This is a genomic window from Rhodococcus ruber (assembly GCF_027270735.1).
Classification (GTDB): domain Bacteria; phylum Actinomycetota; class Actinomycetes; order Mycobacteriales; family Mycobacteriaceae; genus Rhodococcoides; species Rhodococcoides rubrum_A.
Genome location: NZ_JAPWIJ010000001.1, coordinates 515938 through 534971 on the forward strand (window position 1 = coordinate 515938; position 19034 = coordinate 534971).

Below are 19034 nucleotides of genomic sequence, written 5' to 3' on the forward strand. Positions count from 1 at the left end.
GCGGTCTCACAGCTCCGAGATATCTACCAGTCCGTCCTGGAGGGCCCGTGCCACCAGGCCAGCCTTGGTCGGGGCCGGCCGTCCGACCGAGGTGTACTTTGCCCGAATCCGGGTGAGGTGGGTGTTGACGGTGCCGAGCGAGAGGAACAGTGCCCTCGCGACCTCTGTCTTGGAGTCGTGGTTGATCCAGCAGAGCAGCACCTCGATCTCGCGGCCGGTGAGGTCGGGTCGCGGCGGGAACGGGCTCGCAGGCGCCGGGACGGGGTGTATCTGCATGGCTGGCGGAACCAGGCTGATCGGCCCACGCGAACGGTGTGCCGCCGGGACGGACGAATCGCTCGCAGAGGGCAAAGGTTCGAGCAGTGCAGACATCAAATCTCCCGGACGCCGAAGTGGGTTGAGACCAACTAAACCAATGTGGACGATTCTCACAGGTAATGCTCAGGTTTTCTGCCCTGATTTCTAGGGGCATTGAAACGTCAACTGCCGCGTCAGCGTGTCACGGCGGTACGACAGCCTGACGGCCGTCGGCATCGAGTTCGATTCCCACACCTGCGTTCGAGTCGCTGACCTGGACGGACGCGACCTTTGCCCGGCCGGGAAGCACTATCCGGGCGGTGTCGACGCCGCCCTCGGCACCTCGGAGGGGTCGGGAAACCGCGGTACTCATGTGCTCCGAAGTTGTGGGACGAACCACAGCTCGGCATCAATCCCGCGGCGGCAGTTCGGGCATCGGCAACCAACCGTCTTCGACCGCCCGCTTGTAGAGGTCGGTCTTCGTCGGTGCCGGACGCCCGGCCTCGGCGTACTTGTTCCGGATGCGAACGAGGTAGTCGTTGACGGTCTGCTCGGACAGTCCGGCGAGACTGGCTACTCGAGCGGCCTTCTCCCCCGACGCATACAGCGCGAGTACCTCGCGTTGGCGGGGGCTGAGACCGACATCGGGTAGCTGCGGATCACCGTCGATCGCGGCGGCCCAATCCGTCGTGACTACCTGACCGCCGCTCGCGGCGCGCCTGATCGCGGAGACGATCGCGGCCGCGGGAGCGGACTTGCGTACCACGCCCAGTACACCGGCGCGGGCAGCCGAGCGCACCAGAAACGCGTTCTCGGCACCGGTGTAGACCAGTACACGCGCACCGGCGGCGTGTAGTCGCTCCACATTCGATCTCGGAGACGAGCCGTCACCGAGTCGAAGGTCGAGCACCACGAGGTCGAAAGTCCGGTGCTGTGCCAGCAACTCGCCGACGGTGGCGGCCATGGACACCAGCTCGAGGTCGGGTTCGTGCGCGAGCATCGCCTGAAGGCCGAGAGCCACGGATTCGTGATCCTCGACCAGCCCGACGCGTCGTATCTCGGTGGTCTCGTCGCTCGTACTCTCCTGCGAATTCGACACCTGTGTCATGTCCCCGTCCCGCCCTGGGTACTACTGCCCCGGTGATGTCGTCAGAGATATCGTTGCTGGTCGGGGCGATATTACAGACGCCCGGTCGGTTTCGCCCGGGAAAGGGACGCGCATCCGAGCCCGGATGAACAGCACGAAGAACACCAGCAGCAACAGTGCTCGGCCCCACACCCCGACGAGAACGAAGAACTCTTCGTTCTCGGCGTCGGCACCCGAGGCGAGCGCAGCGAAATACTTGAAAACGCCGACCCCCATCGACAGATCGACCAGCAGATACGAGCCGACGAGTCCCCACGGAACCCGCAGCAACACCAAGAAGGGCAGAAGCCACAGCGTGTACTGCGGCGAGTGCACCTTGTGCAGCAGCATGAATCCGCAGAGCATCGATCCGCTCACCGCGACCCACGGATAGGTACCGTCCACCTTTGCGCGACGCCAGCCGAGCCACAGCGCAAGAGCGAACGCGGCGAACACCATCAGCGGCGACGCGACGTCCACCACGTCCTGGAAGGAGGCCTCGGCCTCGGCGTAGGCATCGGGAGTCATCTGGTCGCTGATGTAGAAGTGGCGCAGTCCCCAGTACCAGATGGAGTTGGTCGTCAGGTCCGCCTGCCGAAGCGATTGGAACGTGAACGATGCGCGCCACCCCTCGTAGCCGAACACCGCGAACGGCAGATTCACTGCAACCACGGTGCCGATCGCGGCGCCGGCGACCATCAGACCGCCGCGGATGTCCCAGCGACCTTTGACGGTGTCGGCGGATTCGCGCCCGTCGAAGCCGCCGGTGACCACGTACGCGATCAGGGGCAGCACGAATGCACCGGGATAGAGCTTGAGGCAGAAGCCGATCGCCAACAACACCGACGCGAGAACGGCTCGCCGCCGCAGTGGCATCGGCAACGTCATGACGAAGATCGCGCCGACGGCGGCGGCGACGACGGGCAGTTCCCAGTTGTGGAAGGCGTACATCACCAGCGGCGGGGTGATCGACCACAGCAGTGCCGACCAGCCGGCCATCCGGCCGAGCATCCACGCGGTGATCAGACCGAAGGGCGCGAGAATCAACGCCGAGGTCAGCAGAAACTGCGCGTCGGTGTGGGCGGGAATGGCTCCGAGCCACATCAGCACGCCGCTGAGGACGGGGTACTCCACAGTTCCTCCGGTGAGGATTCCGTCGCTGGTGATGGCTCCGTGGATGTACGGGAAGATGTGGTTGTCGATATCGCGACCGAGCCAGAGAAATTGGATGTCGGAGTAGCAGACCGAGGAATCCTTGATCGCGTCGAACATCGTGCTGCGACCCGACGCGTCGAACGGCGCGACCGCGCAGCGGGCCTTGTTGAGATACCCCAGAATCAGTCCGAGTGCAGCCATCGCGACGACCACGACGACCGTCATCGGATTGGTGCGGACCCCGGATCGCATGGTGCAAGACTATGACGCGCGAACACCGGACCGTACGCCTGACGGAAATTAGCAGGTCAGCGCCCTGTCGTGTATCTTCGAGGGGTTGCTGACGCAACGACCCTCCTGCCACGGATAGTCCGTGGCCGTTTTCACTAGTCCACAGGAGGTGATGAGGTCTTATGCGTCATTACGAATTGATGGTCATTCTCGACCCCAATCTGGACGAGCGCACTGTCGCTCCGTCGCTCGATACGTTCCTCAACGTCGTTCGCAAGGATGGCGGCACCGTCGACAAGGTCGATGTGTGGGGCAAGCGTCGTCTGGCCTACGAAATCCTCAAGCACGCCGAGGGCATCTACGCCATTGTGAACCTCAACGCCGAGCCTGCCACCGTCAGCGAGCTGGATCGTCAGCTCGGACTCAACGAGTCCGTGTTGCGTACGAAGGTCCTGCGACAGGGCAAGTAATTGTCGTTGCCCGCCTCTAGGCTGGCATCTACAACGCTTACTACTGAAAGAGGAACCATGGCAGGCGAGACCGTCATCACCGTCATCGGAAACTTGACGGCTGATCCAGAACTTCGATTCACCCCCGCCGGTGCGGCGGTTGCCAACTTCACGGTTGCATCCACGCCGCGCACATTCGATCGTCAGACGAACGAATGGAAAGACGGCGACGCGCTCTTCATGCGCTGCAATATTTGGCGCGAGGCAGCGGAAAACGTTGCCGAGAGCTTGACCCGAGGCTCGCGAGTGATCGTGAGCGGACGGTTGCGGCAGCGTTCGTACGAAACGCGTGAGGGTGAGAAGCGGACAGTCGTCGAGCTCGAAGTCGACGAGATCGGACCTTCACTCCGCTACGCCACCGCAAAGGTCAACAAGGCCAACCGCGGTGGAGGTGGCGGCGGAGGCGGCTTCAACTCCGGCTCCGGCTCCGGTTCCTCCGGCGGATCGAGCGGCGGCCGCTCGAACTCCTCGTCCAACTCCGGTTCCGGCGGAGACGATCCCTGGGGCAGTGCTCCAGCGGCATCGGGCTCCTTCGGCGGACGTGGCGGAGACGAAGAGCCACCGTTCTAGATCCTTCGATCGAGAACAACCAGATGTAACGGAGAAAGCCCCATGCCCAAACCGCCATTGCGCGACAAGGTGCTCAAGAAGAAAGCGTGTTCCTTCTGCAAGGAGAAGAACGCGTCGATCGATTACAAGGACACGACGTTGCTGCGTAAGTACGTCAGCGATCGCGGAAAGATCCGTGCTCGCCGTGTCACCGGCAACTGCGTCCAGCATCAGCGTGACGTGGCCGTTGCCGTGAAGAACTCGCGTGAGGTAGCACTGCTGCCTTACGCCGCGACGGCTCGATAGAAAGGGGCGATTGGTATGAAACTGATCCTCACCGCTGATGTGGACAACCTCGGTGCGCCTGGCGACACCGTAGAGGTCAAGGACGGCTACGGCCGTAACTTCCTGCTGCCCCGCGGACTGGCCATCCAGGCCACCCGTGGAGCTCAGAAGCAGGTCGACGGCATTCGCCGCGCTCAGGAGGCTCGTGCCGTTCGCGGACTCGAGCACGCCAACGAGCTCAAGCAGGCCATCGAAGGCCTCGAGGCAGTCACGCTGGCCGTCAAGACCGCGGGCGACTCGGGCAAGCTGTTCGGCTCGGTCACCGCGTCGGACGTCGCTTCTGCGTTGAAGGCTGCCGGTGGCCCGGTTGTCGACAAGCGCAGCATCGATCTGCCGAAGGCACACGTCAAGAGCACGGGCAAGCACGACATCGTCGTGAACCTGCACCCCGACGTGACCGCCAAGTTCAAGCTGGAGGTCGTCGGAAGCTGATTTCGGCTTTCGGCCCGATACGGCTGCAGAAAAGCCCCACGAACCACGGTTCGTGGGGCTTTTTCGTGTCTTCTCACAAAGACCAACTGTCGCAATGGGTTCCATTTTGTGAAGGATCTCTCTCGATGGCATCTTTAGCCAAGGTTTGCGTAGCCTTTACGTGGGGGCGACATTCGACGCCGAAACACGATCGACCGACCTGACGCCTAGACGCCCGGAGGACCTGCCGTGACAACGACAGCAGAGCACGACTCAGAACCCAGCCCGAAGACCCGATCCGAGCCACCGTCTCGGATCGGGTCGATAATGAAGTACGATCTCCCGGCCTCACTGGTTGTTTTCCTTGTGGCAGTGCCACTTTCGATCGGTATCGCCGTTGCATCCGGCGCTCCGATCATGGCCGGTCTCATCGCCGCTGTGGTCGGCGGCATTCTCGCCGGCATCCTCGGCGGATCACCATTGCAGGTCAGCGGTCCTGCTGCGGGTCTGACGGTGGTAGTTGCCGAGTTGGTCAACCAATTCGGCTGGGGCATAACGTGTGCCATCACAGTTCTTGCCGGTGCTGTGCAGGTCTTGTTGGGAATGAGCCGAATTGCGCGTAGCGCGCTGGCGATTTCGCCGGTCGTTGTACATGCCATGCTTGCCGGAATCGGCATAACCATTGCGCTGCAGCAGATTCACGTCCTTCTCGGCGGCGAGTCCGAGAGTTCGGCCGTGCAGAATATCCTCGCGATTCCCACATCCGTCGCGAACGGTCAATGGCCGTCGATCATCGTCGGTGGAATCGTTGTGGTGCTCATGTTCTCCTGGCCGCGGATGGCCGAGCTGTCCAGCGTGTTGGCCAAGGTCGCCAAGGTTCCCGCCGCACTCGTCGCAGTGGTCACTGCCACTGCCGTCTCGATCTTGTTCTCCCTCGATGTCGAGCGAATCGCACTGCCGGGCAACCTGATCGAATCGCTGAGCTTCCCCATCATGCCCGACGGGCAGTGGAGCGCCTTCGTGACCGGTGTCATCACCATCGCGTTGATCGCCAGTGTCGAGAGCCTGCTCTCCGCGGTTGCGGTCGACAAGATGCACAGTGGTGAGCGCACCAACTTCGATCGAGAGTTGATGGCGCAGGGTGCGGGCAACATGGCCTCCGGTGCCATCGGTGGTCTGCCGATCACCGGCGTCATCGTGCGCAGTGCCACCAACGTCAAGGTCGGTGCCAAGTCTCGCGCGTCGGCGATTCTGCACGGCGTGTGGATTTTGATCTTCTCGGTACTGTTCATCTCGATCGTCGAGCTGGTCCCGTTCGCTGCGCTCGCGGGTCTGTTGGTGATGATCGGTGTGCAGCTGATCAAGTTGGCGGACATCAAGATTGCGAACAAGACGGGCGACATCGCGGTCTATGCGGTGACCGTTATCGGTGTGGTGGCGCTGAACTTGCTCGAAGGCGTGCTCATCGGATTGGCTCTGTCGATCATTCTGGTGCTGCGTCGTGTGGTGTGGGCCAACGTCCGCGCGGAGGAGACGGTCGACGGTACCTGGCGTGTCACCATCGAGGGTTCGTTGAGCTTTCTTGCGCTGCCAAGGCTGACGCACGTGCTGTCCACCGTCCCTGCGGGGACAGGCGTCACCGTGCGTCTGGGCGTCGACTTTCTGGATCACGCGGTGCACGACGCGTTGAACGAGTGGATGCGACAGCACGAACTCAGCGGTGGCACAGCAAAAGTCGAGGAAGTGGGTACGGCGTCGATGGCTGCCGCTGCCGAGGGTCCGCCCAAGCGTGGGTCTGCGACGGTACGCAGTTCGTTGGCTCCGTGGCGCGCCTGGCAGCTCAAGAGCGATGATGCGCAAGGGGATTCGCCCGTGGCGCTGCGGGCTGTGATGAGCGGAGTGGCCGAGTACCACCGCACCCATGCACCCAATATCCGTCCGCACCTCGAGGGTCTGACCGACAGCCAGGATCCGGACACGCTGTTTCTCTGCTGTGTGGATTCGCGCGTCATGCCCAACACGATCACCAGTAGCGGGCCGGGTGATCTGTTCACGGTCCGCAACATGGGCAACCTCGTTCCCGTGAAGGGTCAGGATTGTTCGGTGGAGGCCGCGCTTGCGTTCGGCGTCGATCAGCTGGGCACCTCGTCGGTGGTGGTGTGTGGACACTCCGGCTGCGGTGCCATGAAAGCGGTGCTGAGTGGGCCGGAGAATGCCGCAGACGAGTCCGTGGCGGAATGGCTGGGTCACGCGGTGGCGAGCCTGGAGGCGTACCGCAGCGGACACGCGGTGGGCCGTCAGGCCGCGGAGCTCGGTTTCGGCGAAGCGGATCAGCTCGCCATGGTGAACGTGGCCGTGCAGTTGCAGACGCTCACTCGCCACCGAGTGGTGGGTCGCGCCAACGCCGAGGGGCGCCTGCACATCACCGGACTGTTCTTCGACATTCCGACGGCTCGGGTGCTCCAGATCGGCACCAAGGAGGTCACGGTGCTGGATCCGGCGGATTGCCCACAGAGGGGCAACGCCTGACATCTGGTCGGCAGTGACGAGGGGCCCGATTCCAAGCCCGAAATCGGGCCCCTTCTGCTGAAACGGGATGCTGGCCTGTTTCTGTGACCAATCCCAGTCCGTGTGACCTACTTCACCCTGGGGTTCACCTGGCATTTACTCAACACGCCCGAGCTGTCAATTCGGCCGACACGCCGATCCAGAATCGATGCACAGGAAGAAAACTTTATGTACACCCGTCGACCAGGCGGAACGGTCGAAACTGTGAAAGTTATACCCAGGTTATCCCCAGGTGGTCAACACCGTTGTTCAAGCTCATCCACATTTCATCCACAGTTTCGTGCACAGGCTGTGTTGTGACTCCTGCCGATAGCGCTTAACGTCCGTGCAGCGTCTCTCTCGACGCCGTGAACAGGCGGCAAGAGGACGTGAATCCGGTGTCGATCAGTACCTGTCGGCGCCCGGGGGTAGAACTTGCTCGAGCGCACGGCCGGGTGGTATCCGGCGGTGTTGACGACTATGGGGAGAGGCGGCCGGTTCGCGTGGCAGTTGTGGACGATCGAGGACAGTCCGACTACTCCGGCTCCTCCTCCAGTGAGGGGCCCGGTGAGGACTTCGGTCGCCAACCCCCCCAGGACATGGCCGCCGAGCAGTCCGTGCTGGGCGGGATGTTGCTGAGCAAGGACGCGATTGCCGACGTGCTCGAGGTGCTTCGGCCGGGTGACTTCTACCGGCCGGCCCACCAGAACGTCTACGACGCGATTCTCGACCTCTACAGCCGCGGCGAGCCCGCCGACCCGGTGACCGTCTCAGCCGAGCTGGATCGACGCGGGGAGCTCAAGCGCATCGGCGGTCCGCCGTACCTGATCACGCTGACCCAGACGACGCCGACGGCGGCCAACGCCGGGTACTACGCCGAGATCGTCGCCGAGAAGTCGATTCTGCGCCGCCTCGTGCAGGCCGGCACCCGCATCGTGCAGTTCGGCTACGCCGGAGCCGATGGCCAGGACGTGGCCGAGGTCGTCGACCGCGCGCAGGCCGAGGTCTACGAGGTCACCGAGCGCCGCACGTCCGAGGATTTCCTGCCCCTCGAAGAGCTGCTGCAGCCCACGATGGACGAAATCGACTCCATCGCCAGCCGCGGCGGCATTTCCCTCGGCGTGCCAACGGGATTCGCCGAACTCGACGAAATCACCAACGGTCTTCACCCTGGTCAGATGATCATCGTTGCGGCTAGACCTGGCGTGGGTAAGGCGCTCGCTCTCGACACGCCGCTTCCGACGCCCGACGGCTGGACCACGATGGGCGAGGTGGCCGTGGGTGACCACCTCATCGACGCCCATGGCATGCCGACGCGTGTGCTGGCGGCCACCGACGTCATGCTCGATCGACCGTGCTACGAAGTCGAATTCTCCGACGGCACAGTCATCGTCGCCGACGCAGAGCATCAGTGGTTGACCGAGACCAGGGCGTCACGCAAGTCGGCGCAGGCTGCGGCGGTCAACTACAACCGGACTCGTAATCAGAAGACGTTCGCTGCTGTGCGCACCACCGAAGAAATTGCGGACTCGGTGCGCTGTCCGACGAAAGATGCGCGCATCAATCACTCGGTCACCAATACCGAGGCCGTTCAGCTGCCGGAGCGTGAGCTTCTGGTGCCGCCGTACACCATGGGTGCTTGGCTGGGAGACGGAACGTCGGCCTGCGCGCAGATCACCAGCGCTGACCCCGAAATCATCGCCCGAATAGAAGGCGAAGGCCTGCATGTGGTGGCGTCGGAAAAAGCCGCACTCCGATACTCGATCAAACTTCTTACCGAGGTCGTAGAGGTCAAGGACTGTGTCGACTGCGGCAAGGTGACGACCGGTCTGCACCGCTGCCAGACATGCCGCAGCTCGATCGGGACCGTACAGGCGCGTTTACGGACGATCGGCGTACTGGGCAACAAGCACGTACCCACCGACTACCTCCGCGGGTCCGAGAGTCAACGACGCGCGTTGTTGGCGGGACTCCTCGATACCGACGGCACGGTGACCGCGGGCGGCTCGGTTCAGTTCGCGGTGACCAGCGAGCGGCTCGTTCTCGGGGTGCGCGAGCTGATCGTCAGTTTGGGTTATCGCGTGCAGATGTCGACCAAGAGGATTCGATGCCGGAGCGAAGCATCGTCCACCGCATTCACTTTGACGTTCGCGACCGACGATGTCGTGTTCGGTCTGCACCGGAAGCAGATACTGCACAAGGAACGTCGTGCTGCGGGATCCACTAAGCGGTCGGGATCCCGATTCATCGTCGACGTTCGTCGGGTCGATTCGGTTCCGGTTCGCTGCGTGGAGGTCGACAACGCGGAGCATCTGTATCTCGCCAGTGAGTCGATGATCCCGACCCACAATTCAACGCTGTCAATGGATTTCATGCGTTCGTGCTCCATCAAGCACGGCATGCCCAGTGTCATCTTCTCATTGGAGATGAGTCGCACCGAGATCGTCATGCGTCTGCTGTCCGCGGAGGCGAAGATCAAGCTCGGCGACATGCGTTCGGGAAAGATGACCGACGACGATTGGACAAAGCTGGCTCGTCGAATGAGTGAGATCAGCGAAGCGCCGCTGTTCGTCGACGACTCCCCGAACTTGACGATGATGGAGATTCGCGCCAAGGCGCGTCGCCTCAAGCAGCGCAACGGCCTGAAACTCATTGTGGTGGACTACCTTCAGCTGATGTCGTCCGGCAAGAAGGTCGAATCCCGACAGCAGGAGGTCTCGGACTTCTCGCGTCAGCTCAAGCTTCTCGCCAAGGAGCTCGAATGCCCGGTGGTCGCGGTGTGCCAGCTCAACCGTGGTCCTGAGCAGCGAACCGACAAGAAGCCCATGGTGTCCGATCTCCGTGAGTCCGGCTCACTGGAGCAGGACGCTGACATGGTGATTCTGCTGCACCGCCCCGATGCCATCGAGCGAGACGACCCCCGCGGTGGTGAGGCCGACTTGATTCTCGGCAAGCACCGTAACGGTCCGACGGCGACAATCACTGTGGCACACCAGCTGCACCTGTCCAGATTCGTGGATATGGCGCGAGGCTAGTCGGATCGGTCGGTCGACCGCAGATCTTTGGTCAGTGCGGTCCAGACGTCGATCGGGCCGGGGTGAGGACGACGCAGCCAGTCGGCGGCCGCGTCGTCTATGTAGAGGAAGAAGAGTGTGAACGTGTCCGACCCGCCGGGATTCCTTGTCCCGCCGCTACCGGCCAGCAGTTCGTTTCCTGCCGGCATGTCATGTTCGACTGTTTCGAGTATGTCCGCGCGAGTCCAGCCCGACCGGGAGTATCGGGTTATATGAACAGCGAACCATCGGAGTCCGCCACGAGTGTGCCGCGTCCGACAATGGGGTCGCCGACGGCGACGACAATGTGCTCGAGATCCATGAACCCGAGTCTGCGCTCAGCGGCGTCGACGATCGATGGTCTTCATCCCCAGTGTCCGGCGGAACACCAGTAGTGATCAGCCTTCACCTGCGCGCGAACAGGGGTTGAACAAACCTAGCGTTCGGTTTATGGTGACGGCATCGATCCGACGAGAGGCCGAACATGAAATCGAACCGCGTGCGCACCCTGGTCGTATCCAGCTTCGTCGCTTTGGCGATGCTGAGCGCAGCCCCCTCCGCGTCGGCTGCTCCCAGTGACCCGATGCCACCGACGTTCGGATCGTCGGGTCTGACCATCGAGCAGGTCGACGACATCATTCGAATCTTCCTGCCGGGCCACTGCACGGTCACGGGAAGTGTCGGTTGCAGCACCCCCGCCGCACTTCTCGGCTGACCTGAACTTCCATTGTCTGATCTCCGAGGTCGAGAACGACCACCAAAGGCGCTGGTCCAACGCTGGGTCGCGTATTCTCGCTGAGAATCGAACCGAGAACCCGACCCATCATTCAACGGAAGTGATCCATGCCCGAGGACCAGAACGCAGACGTTCCACCGAATCATCTCTCTATCGATCCGCGTAGCGCCTTCTACAGCGAAGAGGTTCTTCGCCGTGACGTGGGTATTCGCTTCAATGGCGTCGAGAAGACAAGTATTCGCGAATACAACGTGACCGAGGGTTGGGTGCGTGTCGAGGTCCCGACCGCGAAGGATCGCTACAGAAATCCCATGCTCGTCAAGCTCAAGGGCACGGTCGAACCGTACTTCCGCGACGCAAAATAGCCGCCTTCCGGCGTTCGAGGCGCGGCCGTCGACCAGACACCGCCACATCCGACGGGAACTGTTCGGAGTCGAAGACTTACGGATATACGTAGGTGCATGCCATGCGAATTCGACCGCGCAATGGTGGACCCATGACGAACACCTACTTGCACGATGCGGTCGACGGCGCTCGAACCGCCTCTGTGATAAACGAACTCGATACCCTGCTCGCGGTCGAAGGGCATCCGATCCGGTCTCGGGCGACGGTGGTGGGAAGCGATCCACTCGTCCCGTCGCCTCATCGGCTCGCGGACGCAACCTCGGCCGCGATTGCGGCGTTCGGACTGCAGATCGCAGGTATTGCGGAGGATGCCGGCCGCGCGCCGCAGACCGTCACGGTGACAGCGGAAGACGCAATCGATCAGCTGCGCGCCGCCTACCTCACGACTGTGTCGGGCGTACCCGCGGCGCACCTGACCGAAGACCCCCGTGCGTTGGGCAACAACGACTTCTACCAGTGCCGCGACGGTCGATGGATCTTTCTCATCACCGCCTACGCCGGCCTGCGTGACGCCGTGTGTCGGGTACTGAATTGTCCTCCGTTTCCCGATCGCATCGCTGACGCAGCTGTTCACTGGGACGCCTACGCGCTGGAGGACGCAGTGGTTGCCGGTGGAGGCGTCGCTGCGGTCGTCCGCAGCACCGAGGAGTGGCGCACGTCGGAGATGGCTCGGTATCTGCTCGGGCGAGGGGTGATCGAGCTCGAGCAGATCGGTCCGGGGCCGCGCGAGGCATTGCCCGGCGGATCCGATTGGCCACCACTGAGTTCACTTCGGGTGGCAGACCTCACCCACGTCATCGCGGGGCCGGTCTCGACGCGATTGCTCGCGACGTTCGGTGCCGATGTGATGCATGTGTCCAGGCCTGATCTGCCCGATCCCATGTCGATGGTGGCGATGACGGGAGGAGGGAAACGGAACGCATTCGCCGACCTGCGGAATGCAGAGCAGAGTGACGCGTTCCGGAGGCTGTGCTCGGAAGCCGATGTCGTGGTCGACTCCTACCGCGGCATGGACCGGCGGGGTTTCGGAGCCCACGACCTCGCCGCACTCCGTCCAGGTGTGGTGGTGTGCGAGTATCACTGCTGGGGCGCGGACGGTCCCTGGGGTGAACGCGGTGGATTCGATCAACTAGCTTGTTCTGCAACGGGTTTCGCGGAGTCCGAGAACTTCGATGGTCGTCCTTCACTTCCGCCTACGTATCTGCTCAACGACTACCTTGCGGCATACCTGGGTGCGGCGGGAACAGTGGCGGCGCTGCGTCGCCGTGCGATCGTGGGTGGTTCCTGGCGCGTGCGCGTCAACCTCGCTCGGGTGTGCATGTGGGTACAGGATCCCGGCCTGTTCGACCAGGACGATGTGGCCGCACTCCCCCGCCCGAGGCAGCCGAGAATCGACCTGGTGACTGTCGACTCTCCGTTCGGACCGATCACCGAGCCCGTTCTTCCGTTGGCGTTCAGCGACGTACCCACTCCGGTGTGGGGAGCGCCGCGTCCATTGGGAAGCTCGCCTCTGCAGTGGTGACGTCCTGCGCAGCACAAGGCGTGACTGCTCGGCTCGAACGGCAGCGTCAGTACTCGACAGTCGCACAGGTTGCGGCGATGGATCGGAGCGCTCGCCGATGTTCGTCGGCTGTCGACCCAGCGCACGCACCCGAATGCACCGTCACGCGATAGCCCAGTGAGCATGCACGTTCCGCGGCGATCCGGACCCCGAAATCTGTGAGGTACCCGGTGATCACCACGTGCTCCACCCCGACGAGTCTGAGCTGGGCATCGAGGTCGGGGTTGGACCAGATGTCTCGATCGAACTTCGTTGCGATGAGGTCTCCTGGCAGAGGCGTCATCGACGGGTGGAAGCGGGCACCGTCACCCGCCGGGTCGGAGCGCAGCGGATCTGCCGCATCCTGGCTCAAATAGCGAGTGCACACCACCAGTGCGCCGGTAGCGCGCTGGGCTGCACGGATCGACAGGGCGTGAGCCAATGCGCCGGGACCGTGTCCGAGCTCGATGATCCAGGGCTGAAAGTCGATCTCCAACAGTGCCGTTCGCGGCATGTCAGTATCGAGTTCCGACTGCAGCGGGTGTACCTTCGAGCGCGGTCAGATCTTCGGCGGTGAGCTGAAGTTCGAGCGCCGCGAGGTTGGCATCGAAATGCTCGATGTTGGTGGTGCCGGGAATCGGAATCACATGCGGACCTTGGGCGAGGACCCACGCCAATGCCACGGCGGCAGGGGTGGAATCGTGCCTCGATGCAACCTGGGACACCACCTCGACGATCGATCGGTTCTGTTGGGCCGCAGCTCCGGAGAATCGGGGAAGTGCCAACCGCATGTCGGTGGCCGGAAGTGTGGAGGTGTCGAGCGAACCGGTGAGGAATCCTCGACCCAGAGGCGAGAACGGCACGAACACCGCGTCGTTCTCACCCGTCCACTCTACGATGTTTCCGACGGGTTCACCGTCGTGTGTAGTGCCCTGCCCCAGAGCATTTCGAGTCCACAGGGATAGTTCGGACTGCACCGCAGAGACCGGATGAATACTGTGGGCCACCTGTGCCTGCTCGACGGTGACCTCGCTGAGACCCAGGGCGCGCACCTTGCCCGCCGCCACCAATTCGGACAGGGCTCCCCACGAGTCCTCGATCGGCACCTGGTCGTCCACACGGTGGAGGTAGTACAGATCGATGGTGTCCACACCGAGGTTCCGCAGGCTCGAGTCGCAGGCCCGCGCGAGGTGTTCCGGCGTACCGTTTCGCGTCAGAACAGGCGCACCGCCGTCGGCGTTCCCGATCAAGCCGGCTTTCGTGGCGATCAGAGCATTCGTCCCGGCCAGAGCGCGGCCGACGACCCTCTCGTTGTGTCCGGCGGCGTAGGCGTCGCTGGTGTCGAAGAAGTCGATTCCCGACGCGAGTGCGTGCGCCAGGATGTGTGCACCGGCAGTGTCCGAGGAGGTATCCGCACCGGTGTAAGCCCAGCTGATACCCATGCAGCCGAGGCCGATGGCACCGACGTTGCGTCCGAGTGCCGGGACGTTACGAGTGGTGATCGACATGAATACTCCTGTGCTCGTTGGATGATGGGGGGACGACCGCGAGACCATCGCAGTCGAGACCCTGTGCGATCAGGTCCTCGTAGTGCGAGATTTTCGTTTCCAGCGCAGACCGCGCTTCGGCGAGACGACGTTGCTTCTCGTCGACGCGTAGCCGGTGCGCGCTCAGAATGTCGATCCGTTCCTGATGTGTGGACGCACCCAGATTCACCAGAATCACGAATCGACGCATATCGGCAGTGGGCATCCCGGTCGATCGAAGACGAACCAGAAGTTTCACGAGTGCGACCAGTCTCGGGCTGAACGCGCGCCTACCCATCGCCGTGCGTGGGATCTCGGGTATCAGGCCCTCCCTCTCGTACCAACGCAACGTGTCCTGCGTCAGCCCCGAGGACTCAGCCATCTCGGCAATCCCGATGCTCACGGGCTCGGTGTCGGTGGTGGCCGGTGAATGCGGTGCTGCGGTCATGGCCCAGACGCTACGTCTTCGAGTGCACTCCAACGCAAGCCGAAATCAACCGCGGGCTCAGAGTCGTCGGGTGGATCGACTCGTGTTTCTCCCGCGCGAGAGCTACCTCGTCGATGCTCCGGTGTGCCCGCGAAAGAGCGTGGCGGCGGCCGCATCGGTGCGTTCGGAATCCCCAGTGGTGAAGCGGTCGAGGAGGAGCCCCCTGAATCCTGCACCCAATGCGGTGGCTCGTACGGAGGCCGTCGCCGAGTCCATCCCACAACGGGCCATCGCTGCGGCCAAGGCGTCGGTCAGTGCCCGAACGCTGTCGCGCGCGAAGTCCGCGAGGACGCCGGACTTGATGGACGCAATGCCGATGACCTGCATCAGAGTTCGTGAGCTGACCTCGTCGCCACCGTCGGACATCGACTTCCACAATTCGAGCAATCGTTTCTCGAGCTGGTCGGCAGTGTCGACGTCGCCGAACATTTCGGCGAACGCCGGCCGCTGGCTGGTCAGTGCCTGCACGATCAAGTTCTCACGAGAATCGAAGTAGTAGATGAGCATTCGAGAGCTGGTACCGAGTTCGGCGGCGAGCGGGCGAAGTGTCAAGTCGTCGAGACCATGGGTGCCGATGTAGTCGACGACGCGGCCGAGCAGCTCGGCGCGCTTGTCATGATCGAGGGGACGGGCCATGAGTTGACTGTACCGGTCGCTACATGTACTCATGGTGAGTATGAGTGAACCGATCGCTACACAAACCCCTCGCCGCGCCGTCATCACCGGGTACGTTGCGACGACGGCACTGGCGGACCACGCCGACACCACCTGGGAGTACTTGCTCGACGGTCGGAGCGGGATCGGCCCCCTCGAGCGCGCGTTCGTCTCGGATCTTGACCTGCCGGTTCGCATCGGAGGCGTCCTACAGACGGCGCTATCCGACCATCTGACCCGCGTCGAGCAGCGAAGATTGTCTTTCGTCGAACAGCTGGCCGTTGTGCTCGGGCGTCGACTGTGGAGTGATGCAGGGCTGGACGATATGGATACGGATCGACTCGCCGTAGCAGTGGGCACAGGATTGGGCGGCGGTGACGCTCTGATCGGTGCCGTCGACGCAATGAGGGCGGGTGGCTACCGAAAGGTGTCGCCGATGTCGGTGCCGATGGTGATGCCGAACGGGCCTGCAGCACACATCGGACTCGAGGTCGGAGCGCGTGCGGGGGTGTTCACACCGGTATCGGCGTGTTCCTCGGGTTCGGAAGCCCTGGCTCACGCGTGGCGGTTGATTGCTACAGGCGAAGCGGATGTCGTAATTGCGGGCGGCGTCGAGGGGCATATCGATGCCGTACCGATCGCGAGCTTCTCGATGATGCGTGCCATGAGCACCCGCAACGACGAACCGACGCGCGCGTCGAGGCCTTTCGATCGTGATCGCGACGGGTTCGTGTTCGGAGAGGCTGGAGCGCTGGTGATCGTCGAGTCGGAACAGCATGCTGCGGCGCGTGGTGCGCTTGTTCACGGTCGACTCCTGGGCGCGGGTATCACCTCGGACGGGTTCCATATCGTGGCACCGGATCCGGAAGGTCGGGGAATTCGCAAGGCGATGGAAAAGGCCATCAGCGCAGCAGGTTTGAGTGCTCTGGACATCGGTCACGTCAATGCCCATGCAACCGCGACTCCGATAGGTGATCTGTCGGAGGCCAAGGCCATTGCCGCCACGGTCGGCCACGCGTCCGTTTACGCACCGAAGTCCGCGCTCGGTCATTCCATCGGTGCGGTCGGCGCACTGGAGGCAATTCTCACGATGCTGTCGATCCGTGATTCGGTGGTACCGCCCACGCTGAACCTCGACAATCAGGACCCTGCAATCGATCTCGATGCCGTTCGGGCGAGGCGCAGTCAGAAGATCGACTATGCGTTGAGCACGTCGATCGGATTCGGCGGACACAACGTCGCCCTCGCGTTCGGGCGCTACTGATCAGAGTCGATACCGGATCAATCGCGAACTGTTGCCGACCACCGCGACCGACGAGGCGTTGTGCAGGATTGCTGCGAGGACAGGTGACAGCGCACCACCGGCGCTGACCGCCAAGCCGAGAGCGTTGACGGCAATGGACATTCCGTAGTTCTGACGGATGACCGACACCGAATGCCGGCCGAGGTCGCGTACATCGAGCAGACGCGACAAGTCGTCGCTGGCCAAAGCCACGTCGGCTGTTTCGACGGCAACATCTGTGCCGGCCAACCCCATTGCGATTCCGATGTCGGCCACTGCGAGGGCGGGAGCGTCGTTGGTGCCGTCACCGACCATGGCGACGACGTATCCCTCTTCTTGCAGTCCGCGGACCGCTTCGAGCTTGTCGTCCGGCATCACCTCGGCGCGCCACTCGGCGATGCCGAGTTCTGCAGCGACCGCCGCTGCGGTCTCGGGGTGGTCGCCGGTGAGCATGACGATACGTTCGACTCCGTCGGCGCGGAGCGCATCCAATACCTCCAGTGCATTCGACCGAACCTCGTCGCGCAGGCTGATCAACCCCACCAGTACGCCGTCCACTGCCAGCAGTAGCGGAGTCTCGGCCTCACGCTGCAAGCGCGAAACCCAGTCGGCCGCATGGTCGGAAACGGCGACGTCCTCACCTCGCAGTAGCGAGGGGCTACCCAGCAGCAGGGTCCGCCCGTCGGCGACGGTGCGCATGCCGAGCCCGACGAGCACCTCGCATTCCTCGTGCGGAGGAATGACGATATGGCGTTCCTCGGTACTACGAATGACGGCCTCGGCCAGTGGATGCCGCGAGTGGATCTCGGAACTGGCCGCGTACGCGAGTACCTGCTCCGGCTCCCAGTCGTCCTGGAAAGAAACCACATTGGTGACGACGGGGCGGCCCACGGTGAGGGTGCCCGTCTTGTCGAACACGAAGGCGTCGACCCTGCCGGCCTGTTCGAGGTGCGATCCTCCCTTGATGAGAATCCCTCGGCGAGCACCGTTTCCGATGGCGGCACTGATGGCCGTTGGAGTGGACAGGCCCACCGCGCACGGGCATGCGACGAGCAGCATCGTCATCGCCCGTCGAACATCTCGGGTGACCACGAGGGTGAAGGCCGACAGGATGAACGATGCTGGCACGAATCGACGCGAGAAGTTCTCTCCCACAGTCTGAATCGGGGCGCGGTCTTCCTGTGCCTCCTCGACGCGGGAAATGATTCGTCCGATCGTGGTGTCACGGCCCACTGCGGACGCACGGATGACGATGCGGCCCCTGACAACAACGGATCCAGCATGGATGCGATCACCGGCGACGATCGATACCGGCAAGGTCTCACCGGTGATTGCGGACTGATCCACCACCGCGTCTCCGTCGACCACGGTGCCGTCGACGGGAACGCCCACGTGATCGTGCACGACGACCTCGTCGCCGACCTCGAGTCGATCGACGTCGACGGAGATCTCGGAGCCGTCGGGCAGCCTGATCCAGGCCGTGTCCTGTGTGCCGGTCAACAAATCGGAGATCGCGCGTCGAGTTCGCTTGAGGGTCAATTCCTGCAGGTACTCGCCGATGTTCAGGAGCCACAGCACGGTGAGAGCGACGACGTTCTCGCGCAGCACAAGGCTGGCCACGGTTGCGGCGCTGACGAGCGCGTCGGTTCCTGCCGTCCTGTTGCCGGCCAGCGAGCGCACGGCTCCCTTCAGAAACGGGTAGCCGGTGAAGATCGTTGCGCCGGTGGCAACGAGACGACTGGTGGGACCGAGGATGGGCGGCCGACGGAAGGCGTAGCGGCGAAGGCCGAGAAGAACCAGTGCCGCGCCGCCGATGGTCATCCGTAGCACGTCGCCGCTGGTGACGTCAGCTGAGCGCGGACTACGGACCGGTACCAGGGCCCAATTCGTCGAGCGCCCCGCATTCACCGCGTCGAAGAGTTCGGCCCTGTCGGTTCGTGTGCGGGAGTACCAGACGACAACCGATGCCGTTCGCGGGTACACGTGGACGGCCCGCACCCCGCGAATTTTGTCCACGTGGTCCTCGACCGCAACGGCACGGCCCGGGCTCGAGCGGAGCCAGTCGACGCGAAGCCGCATGCGGCCGGCGGCATCGGAGAGGATTTCGATGCCATCCGCGCGGTCGGGAGCCACATCGAGTGCGGGTTCGACGAGCATCGTCATAGTGGACCGACTGCCGTG

At 63.3% G+C, this 19034-nt stretch carries 20 protein-coding genes; 10 read left to right on the forward strand and 10 right to left on the reverse strand.

Features of this window, described 5'->3' with window-relative positions; translation table 11 throughout:
• Positions 1-6: 6 nt before the first annotated feature.
• From O4220_RS02425 to O4220_RS02440, 4 genes are all read right to left on the reverse strand, one after another.
• Positions 7-372, reverse strand: coding sequence for a helix-turn-helix transcriptional regulator (locus O4220_RS02425; RefSeq protein ID WP_269601961.1), 366 nt, complete (start codon positions 370-372; stop codon positions 7-9).
• Between the two features lie 127 nt (positions 373-499).
• On the reverse strand, positions 500-670 hold the full coding sequence (locus tag O4220_RS02430; protein WP_269601962.1) for a hypothetical protein: 171 nt from the start codon (positions 668-670) through the stop codon (positions 500-502).
• A 36-nt stretch (positions 671-706) separates the two neighbouring features.
• A complete protein-coding gene (locus O4220_RS02435) occupies positions 707-1405 on the reverse strand; it encodes a response regulator transcription factor (RefSeq protein WP_269601963.1) in 699 nt (232 codons plus the stop codon).
• A gap of 21 nt (positions 1406-1426) precedes the next feature.
• Complete coding sequence (locus O4220_RS02440) at positions 1427-2830, reverse strand: glycosyltransferase family 87 protein (protein WP_269601964.1); 1404 nt, start codon at positions 2828-2830, stop codon at positions 1427-1429.
• 161 nt (positions 2831-2991) lie between these two features.
• Between O4220_RS02440 and rpsF the strand changes: the two genes are divergently transcribed.
• The 6 genes from rpsF (at position 2992) to dnaB (ending at position 10205) form a co-directional block, all read left to right on the forward strand.
• The gene (rpsF, locus tag O4220_RS02445) at positions 2992-3279 is read left to right on the forward strand and encodes a 30S ribosomal protein S6 (protein WP_269601965.1); all 288 of its coding nucleotides are present in this window, start codon (positions 2992-2994) and stop codon (positions 3277-3279) included.
• Positions 3280-3336: 57 nt separating this feature from the next.
• A complete protein-coding gene (locus O4220_RS02450; protein ID WP_032378699.1) occupies positions 3337-3888 on the forward strand; it encodes a single-stranded DNA-binding protein in 552 nt (183 codons plus the stop codon).
• Positions 3889-3930: 42 nt separating this feature from the next.
• Positions 3931-4173, forward strand: coding sequence for a 30S ribosomal protein S18 (rpsR, locus tag O4220_RS02455; RefSeq protein ID WP_008711381.1), 243 nt, complete (start codon positions 3931-3933; stop codon positions 4171-4173).
• Between the two features lie 15 nt (positions 4174-4188).
• A complete protein-coding gene (gene rplI / locus O4220_RS02460) occupies positions 4189-4644 on the forward strand; it encodes a 50S ribosomal protein L9 (RefSeq protein WP_269601966.1) in 456 nt (151 codons plus the stop codon).
• A 228-nt stretch (positions 4645-4872) separates the two neighbouring features.
• A complete protein-coding gene (locus tag O4220_RS02465) occupies positions 4873-7152 on the forward strand; it encodes a bifunctional SulP family inorganic anion transporter/carbonic anhydrase (RefSeq protein ID WP_269601967.1) in 2280 nt (759 codons plus the stop codon).
• Positions 7153-7673: 521 nt separating this feature from the next.
• On the forward strand, positions 7674-10205 hold the full coding sequence (gene dnaB, locus O4220_RS02470) for a replicative DNA helicase (protein ID WP_269601968.1): 2532 nt from the start codon (positions 7674-7676) through the stop codon (positions 10203-10205).
• Here the strand turns inward: dnaB and O4220_RS02475 are convergent.
• Positions 10202-10393, reverse strand: coding sequence for a hypothetical protein (locus tag O4220_RS02475; RefSeq protein WP_269601969.1), 192 nt, complete (start codon positions 10391-10393; stop codon positions 10202-10204). The genes dnaB and O4220_RS02475 overlap by 4 nt on opposite strands.
• 314 nt (positions 10394-10707) lie before the next feature.
• Between O4220_RS02475 and O4220_RS02480 the strand changes: the two genes are divergently transcribed.
• The 3 genes from O4220_RS02480 to O4220_RS02490 all read left to right on the forward strand — a co-directional run bounded on the left by O4220_RS02480 (position 10708) and on the right by O4220_RS02490 (position 12886).
• Positions 10708-10938 carry a hypothetical protein gene (locus tag O4220_RS02480; protein WP_269601970.1) on the forward strand — a complete coding sequence of 77 codons (231 nt, stop codon included), beginning with the start codon at positions 10708-10710 and terminating at the stop codon, positions 10936-10938.
• A gap of 128 nt (positions 10939-11066) precedes the next feature.
• A complete protein-coding gene (locus O4220_RS02485; RefSeq protein WP_269601971.1) occupies positions 11067-11324 on the forward strand; it encodes a DUF3297 family protein in 258 nt (85 codons plus the stop codon).
• A 131-nt stretch (positions 11325-11455) separates the two neighbouring features.
• Positions 11456-12886: a CoA transferase gene (locus tag O4220_RS02490; protein ID WP_269601972.1), complete on the forward strand. Its 1431-nt coding sequence runs from the start codon at positions 11456-11458 to the stop codon at positions 12884-12886.
• Positions 12887-12932: 46 nt separating this feature from the next.
• On the opposite strand, the gene O4220_RS02495 is transcribed toward O4220_RS02490, so the two are convergent.
• From O4220_RS02495 to O4220_RS02510, 4 genes are all read right to left on the reverse strand, one after another.
• Positions 12933-13418: a cysteine hydrolase family protein gene (locus O4220_RS02495; protein WP_269601974.1), complete on the reverse strand. Its 486-nt coding sequence runs from the start codon at positions 13416-13418 to the stop codon at positions 12933-12935.
• Between the two features lies 1 nt (position 13419).
• Positions 13420-14412 (reverse strand): aldo/keto reductase, encoded by a 993-nt coding sequence (locus tag O4220_RS02500; protein ID WP_269601975.1) that lies wholly within the window; start codon positions 14410-14412, stop codon positions 13420-13422.
• Positions 14393-14878 (reverse strand): MerR family transcriptional regulator, encoded by a 486-nt coding sequence (locus O4220_RS02505; protein ID WP_269601976.1) that lies wholly within the window; start codon positions 14876-14878, stop codon positions 14393-14395. The genes O4220_RS02500 and O4220_RS02505 overlap by 20 nt, the downstream gene beginning before the upstream one ends.
• Positions 14879-14980: 102 nt before the next feature.
• Positions 14981-15553 carry a TetR family transcriptional regulator gene (locus O4220_RS02510; protein WP_269601977.1) on the reverse strand — a complete coding sequence of 191 codons (573 nt, stop codon included), beginning with the start codon at positions 15551-15553 and terminating at the stop codon, positions 14981-14983.
• A 31-nt stretch (positions 15554-15584) separates the two neighbouring features.
• Between O4220_RS02510 and O4220_RS02515 the strand changes: the two genes are divergently transcribed.
• Positions 15585-16835, forward strand: coding sequence for a KasA/KasB family beta-ketoacyl-ACP synthase (locus O4220_RS02515; protein WP_420030299.1), 1251 nt, complete (start codon positions 15585-15587; stop codon positions 16833-16835).
• Here O4220_RS02515 and O4220_RS02520 read toward each other — a convergent pair whose 3' ends face one another.
• Positions 16836-19016, reverse strand: a complete 2181-nt coding sequence (locus tag O4220_RS02520; protein WP_420030300.1) for a heavy metal translocating P-type ATPase — start codon at positions 19014-19016, stop codon at positions 16836-16838.
• Between the last annotated feature and the right edge of the window lie 18 nt (positions 19017-19034).

Bases quoted from the DNA above. Each gene is read 5' to 3' on its own strand.
- O4220_RS02505 (WP_269601976.1), bottom strand. From the start codon at position 14,878: ATGACCGCAGCACCGCATTCACCGGCCACCACCGACACCGAGCCCGTG.
- O4220_RS02430 (WP_269601962.1), bottom strand. From the start codon at position 670: ATGAGTACCGCGGTTTCCCGACCCCTCCGAGGTGCCGAGGGCGGCGTC.
- O4220_RS02450 (WP_032378699.1), top strand. From the start codon at position 3,337: ATGGCAGGCGAGACCGTCATCACCGTCATCGGAAACTTGACGGCTGAT.
- O4220_RS02425 (WP_269601961.1), bottom strand. From the start codon at position 372: ATGTCTGCACTGCTCGAACCTTTGCCCTCTGCGAGCGATTCGTCCGTC.
- O4220_RS02485 (WP_269601971.1), top strand. From the start codon at position 11,067: ATGCCCGAGGACCAGAACGCAGACGTTCCACCGAATCATCTCTCTATC.
- rpsR (WP_008711381.1), top strand. From the start codon at position 3,931: ATGCCCAAACCGCCATTGCGCGACAAGGTGCTCAAGAAGAAAGCGTGT.
- O4220_RS02500 (WP_269601975.1), bottom strand. From the start codon at position 14,412: ATGTCGATCACCACTCGTAACGTCCCGGCACTCGGACGCAACGTCGGT.
- O4220_RS02480 (WP_269601970.1), top strand. From the start codon at position 10,708: ATGAAATCGAACCGCGTGCGCACCCTGGTCGTATCCAGCTTCGTCGCT.
- O4220_RS02495 (WP_269601974.1), bottom strand. From the start codon at position 13,418: ATGCCGCGAACGGCACTGTTGGAGATCGACTTTCAGCCCTGGATCATC.
- O4220_RS02515 (WP_420030299.1), top strand. From the start codon at position 15,585: ATGGTGAGTATGAGTGAACCGATCGCTACACAAACCCCTCGCCGCGCC.
- rpsF (WP_269601965.1), top strand. From the start codon at position 2,992: ATGCGTCATTACGAATTGATGGTCATTCTCGACCCCAATCTGGACGAG.
- rplI (WP_269601966.1), top strand. From the start codon at position 4,189: ATGAAACTGATCCTCACCGCTGATGTGGACAACCTCGGTGCGCCTGGC.
- O4220_RS02490 (WP_269601972.1), top strand. From the start codon at position 11,456: ATGACGAACACCTACTTGCACGATGCGGTCGACGGCGCTCGAACCGCC.
- O4220_RS02510 (WP_269601977.1), bottom strand. From the start codon at position 15,553: ATGGCCCGTCCCCTCGATCATGACAAGCGCGCCGAGCTGCTCGGCCGC.
- O4220_RS02435 (WP_269601963.1), bottom strand. From the start codon at position 1,405: ATGACACAGGTGTCGAATTCGCAGGAGAGTACGAGCGACGAGACCACC.
- O4220_RS02475 (WP_269601969.1), bottom strand. From the start codon at position 10,393: ATGCCGGCAGGAAACGAACTGCTGGCCGGTAGCGGCGGGACAAGGAAT.
- O4220_RS02440 (WP_269601964.1), bottom strand. From the start codon at position 2,830: ATGCGATCCGGGGTCCGCACCAATCCGATGACGGTCGTCGTGGTCGTC.
- O4220_RS02520 (WP_420030300.1), bottom strand. From the start codon at position 19,016: ATGACGATGCTCGTCGAACCCGCACTCGATGTGGCTCCCGACCGCGCG.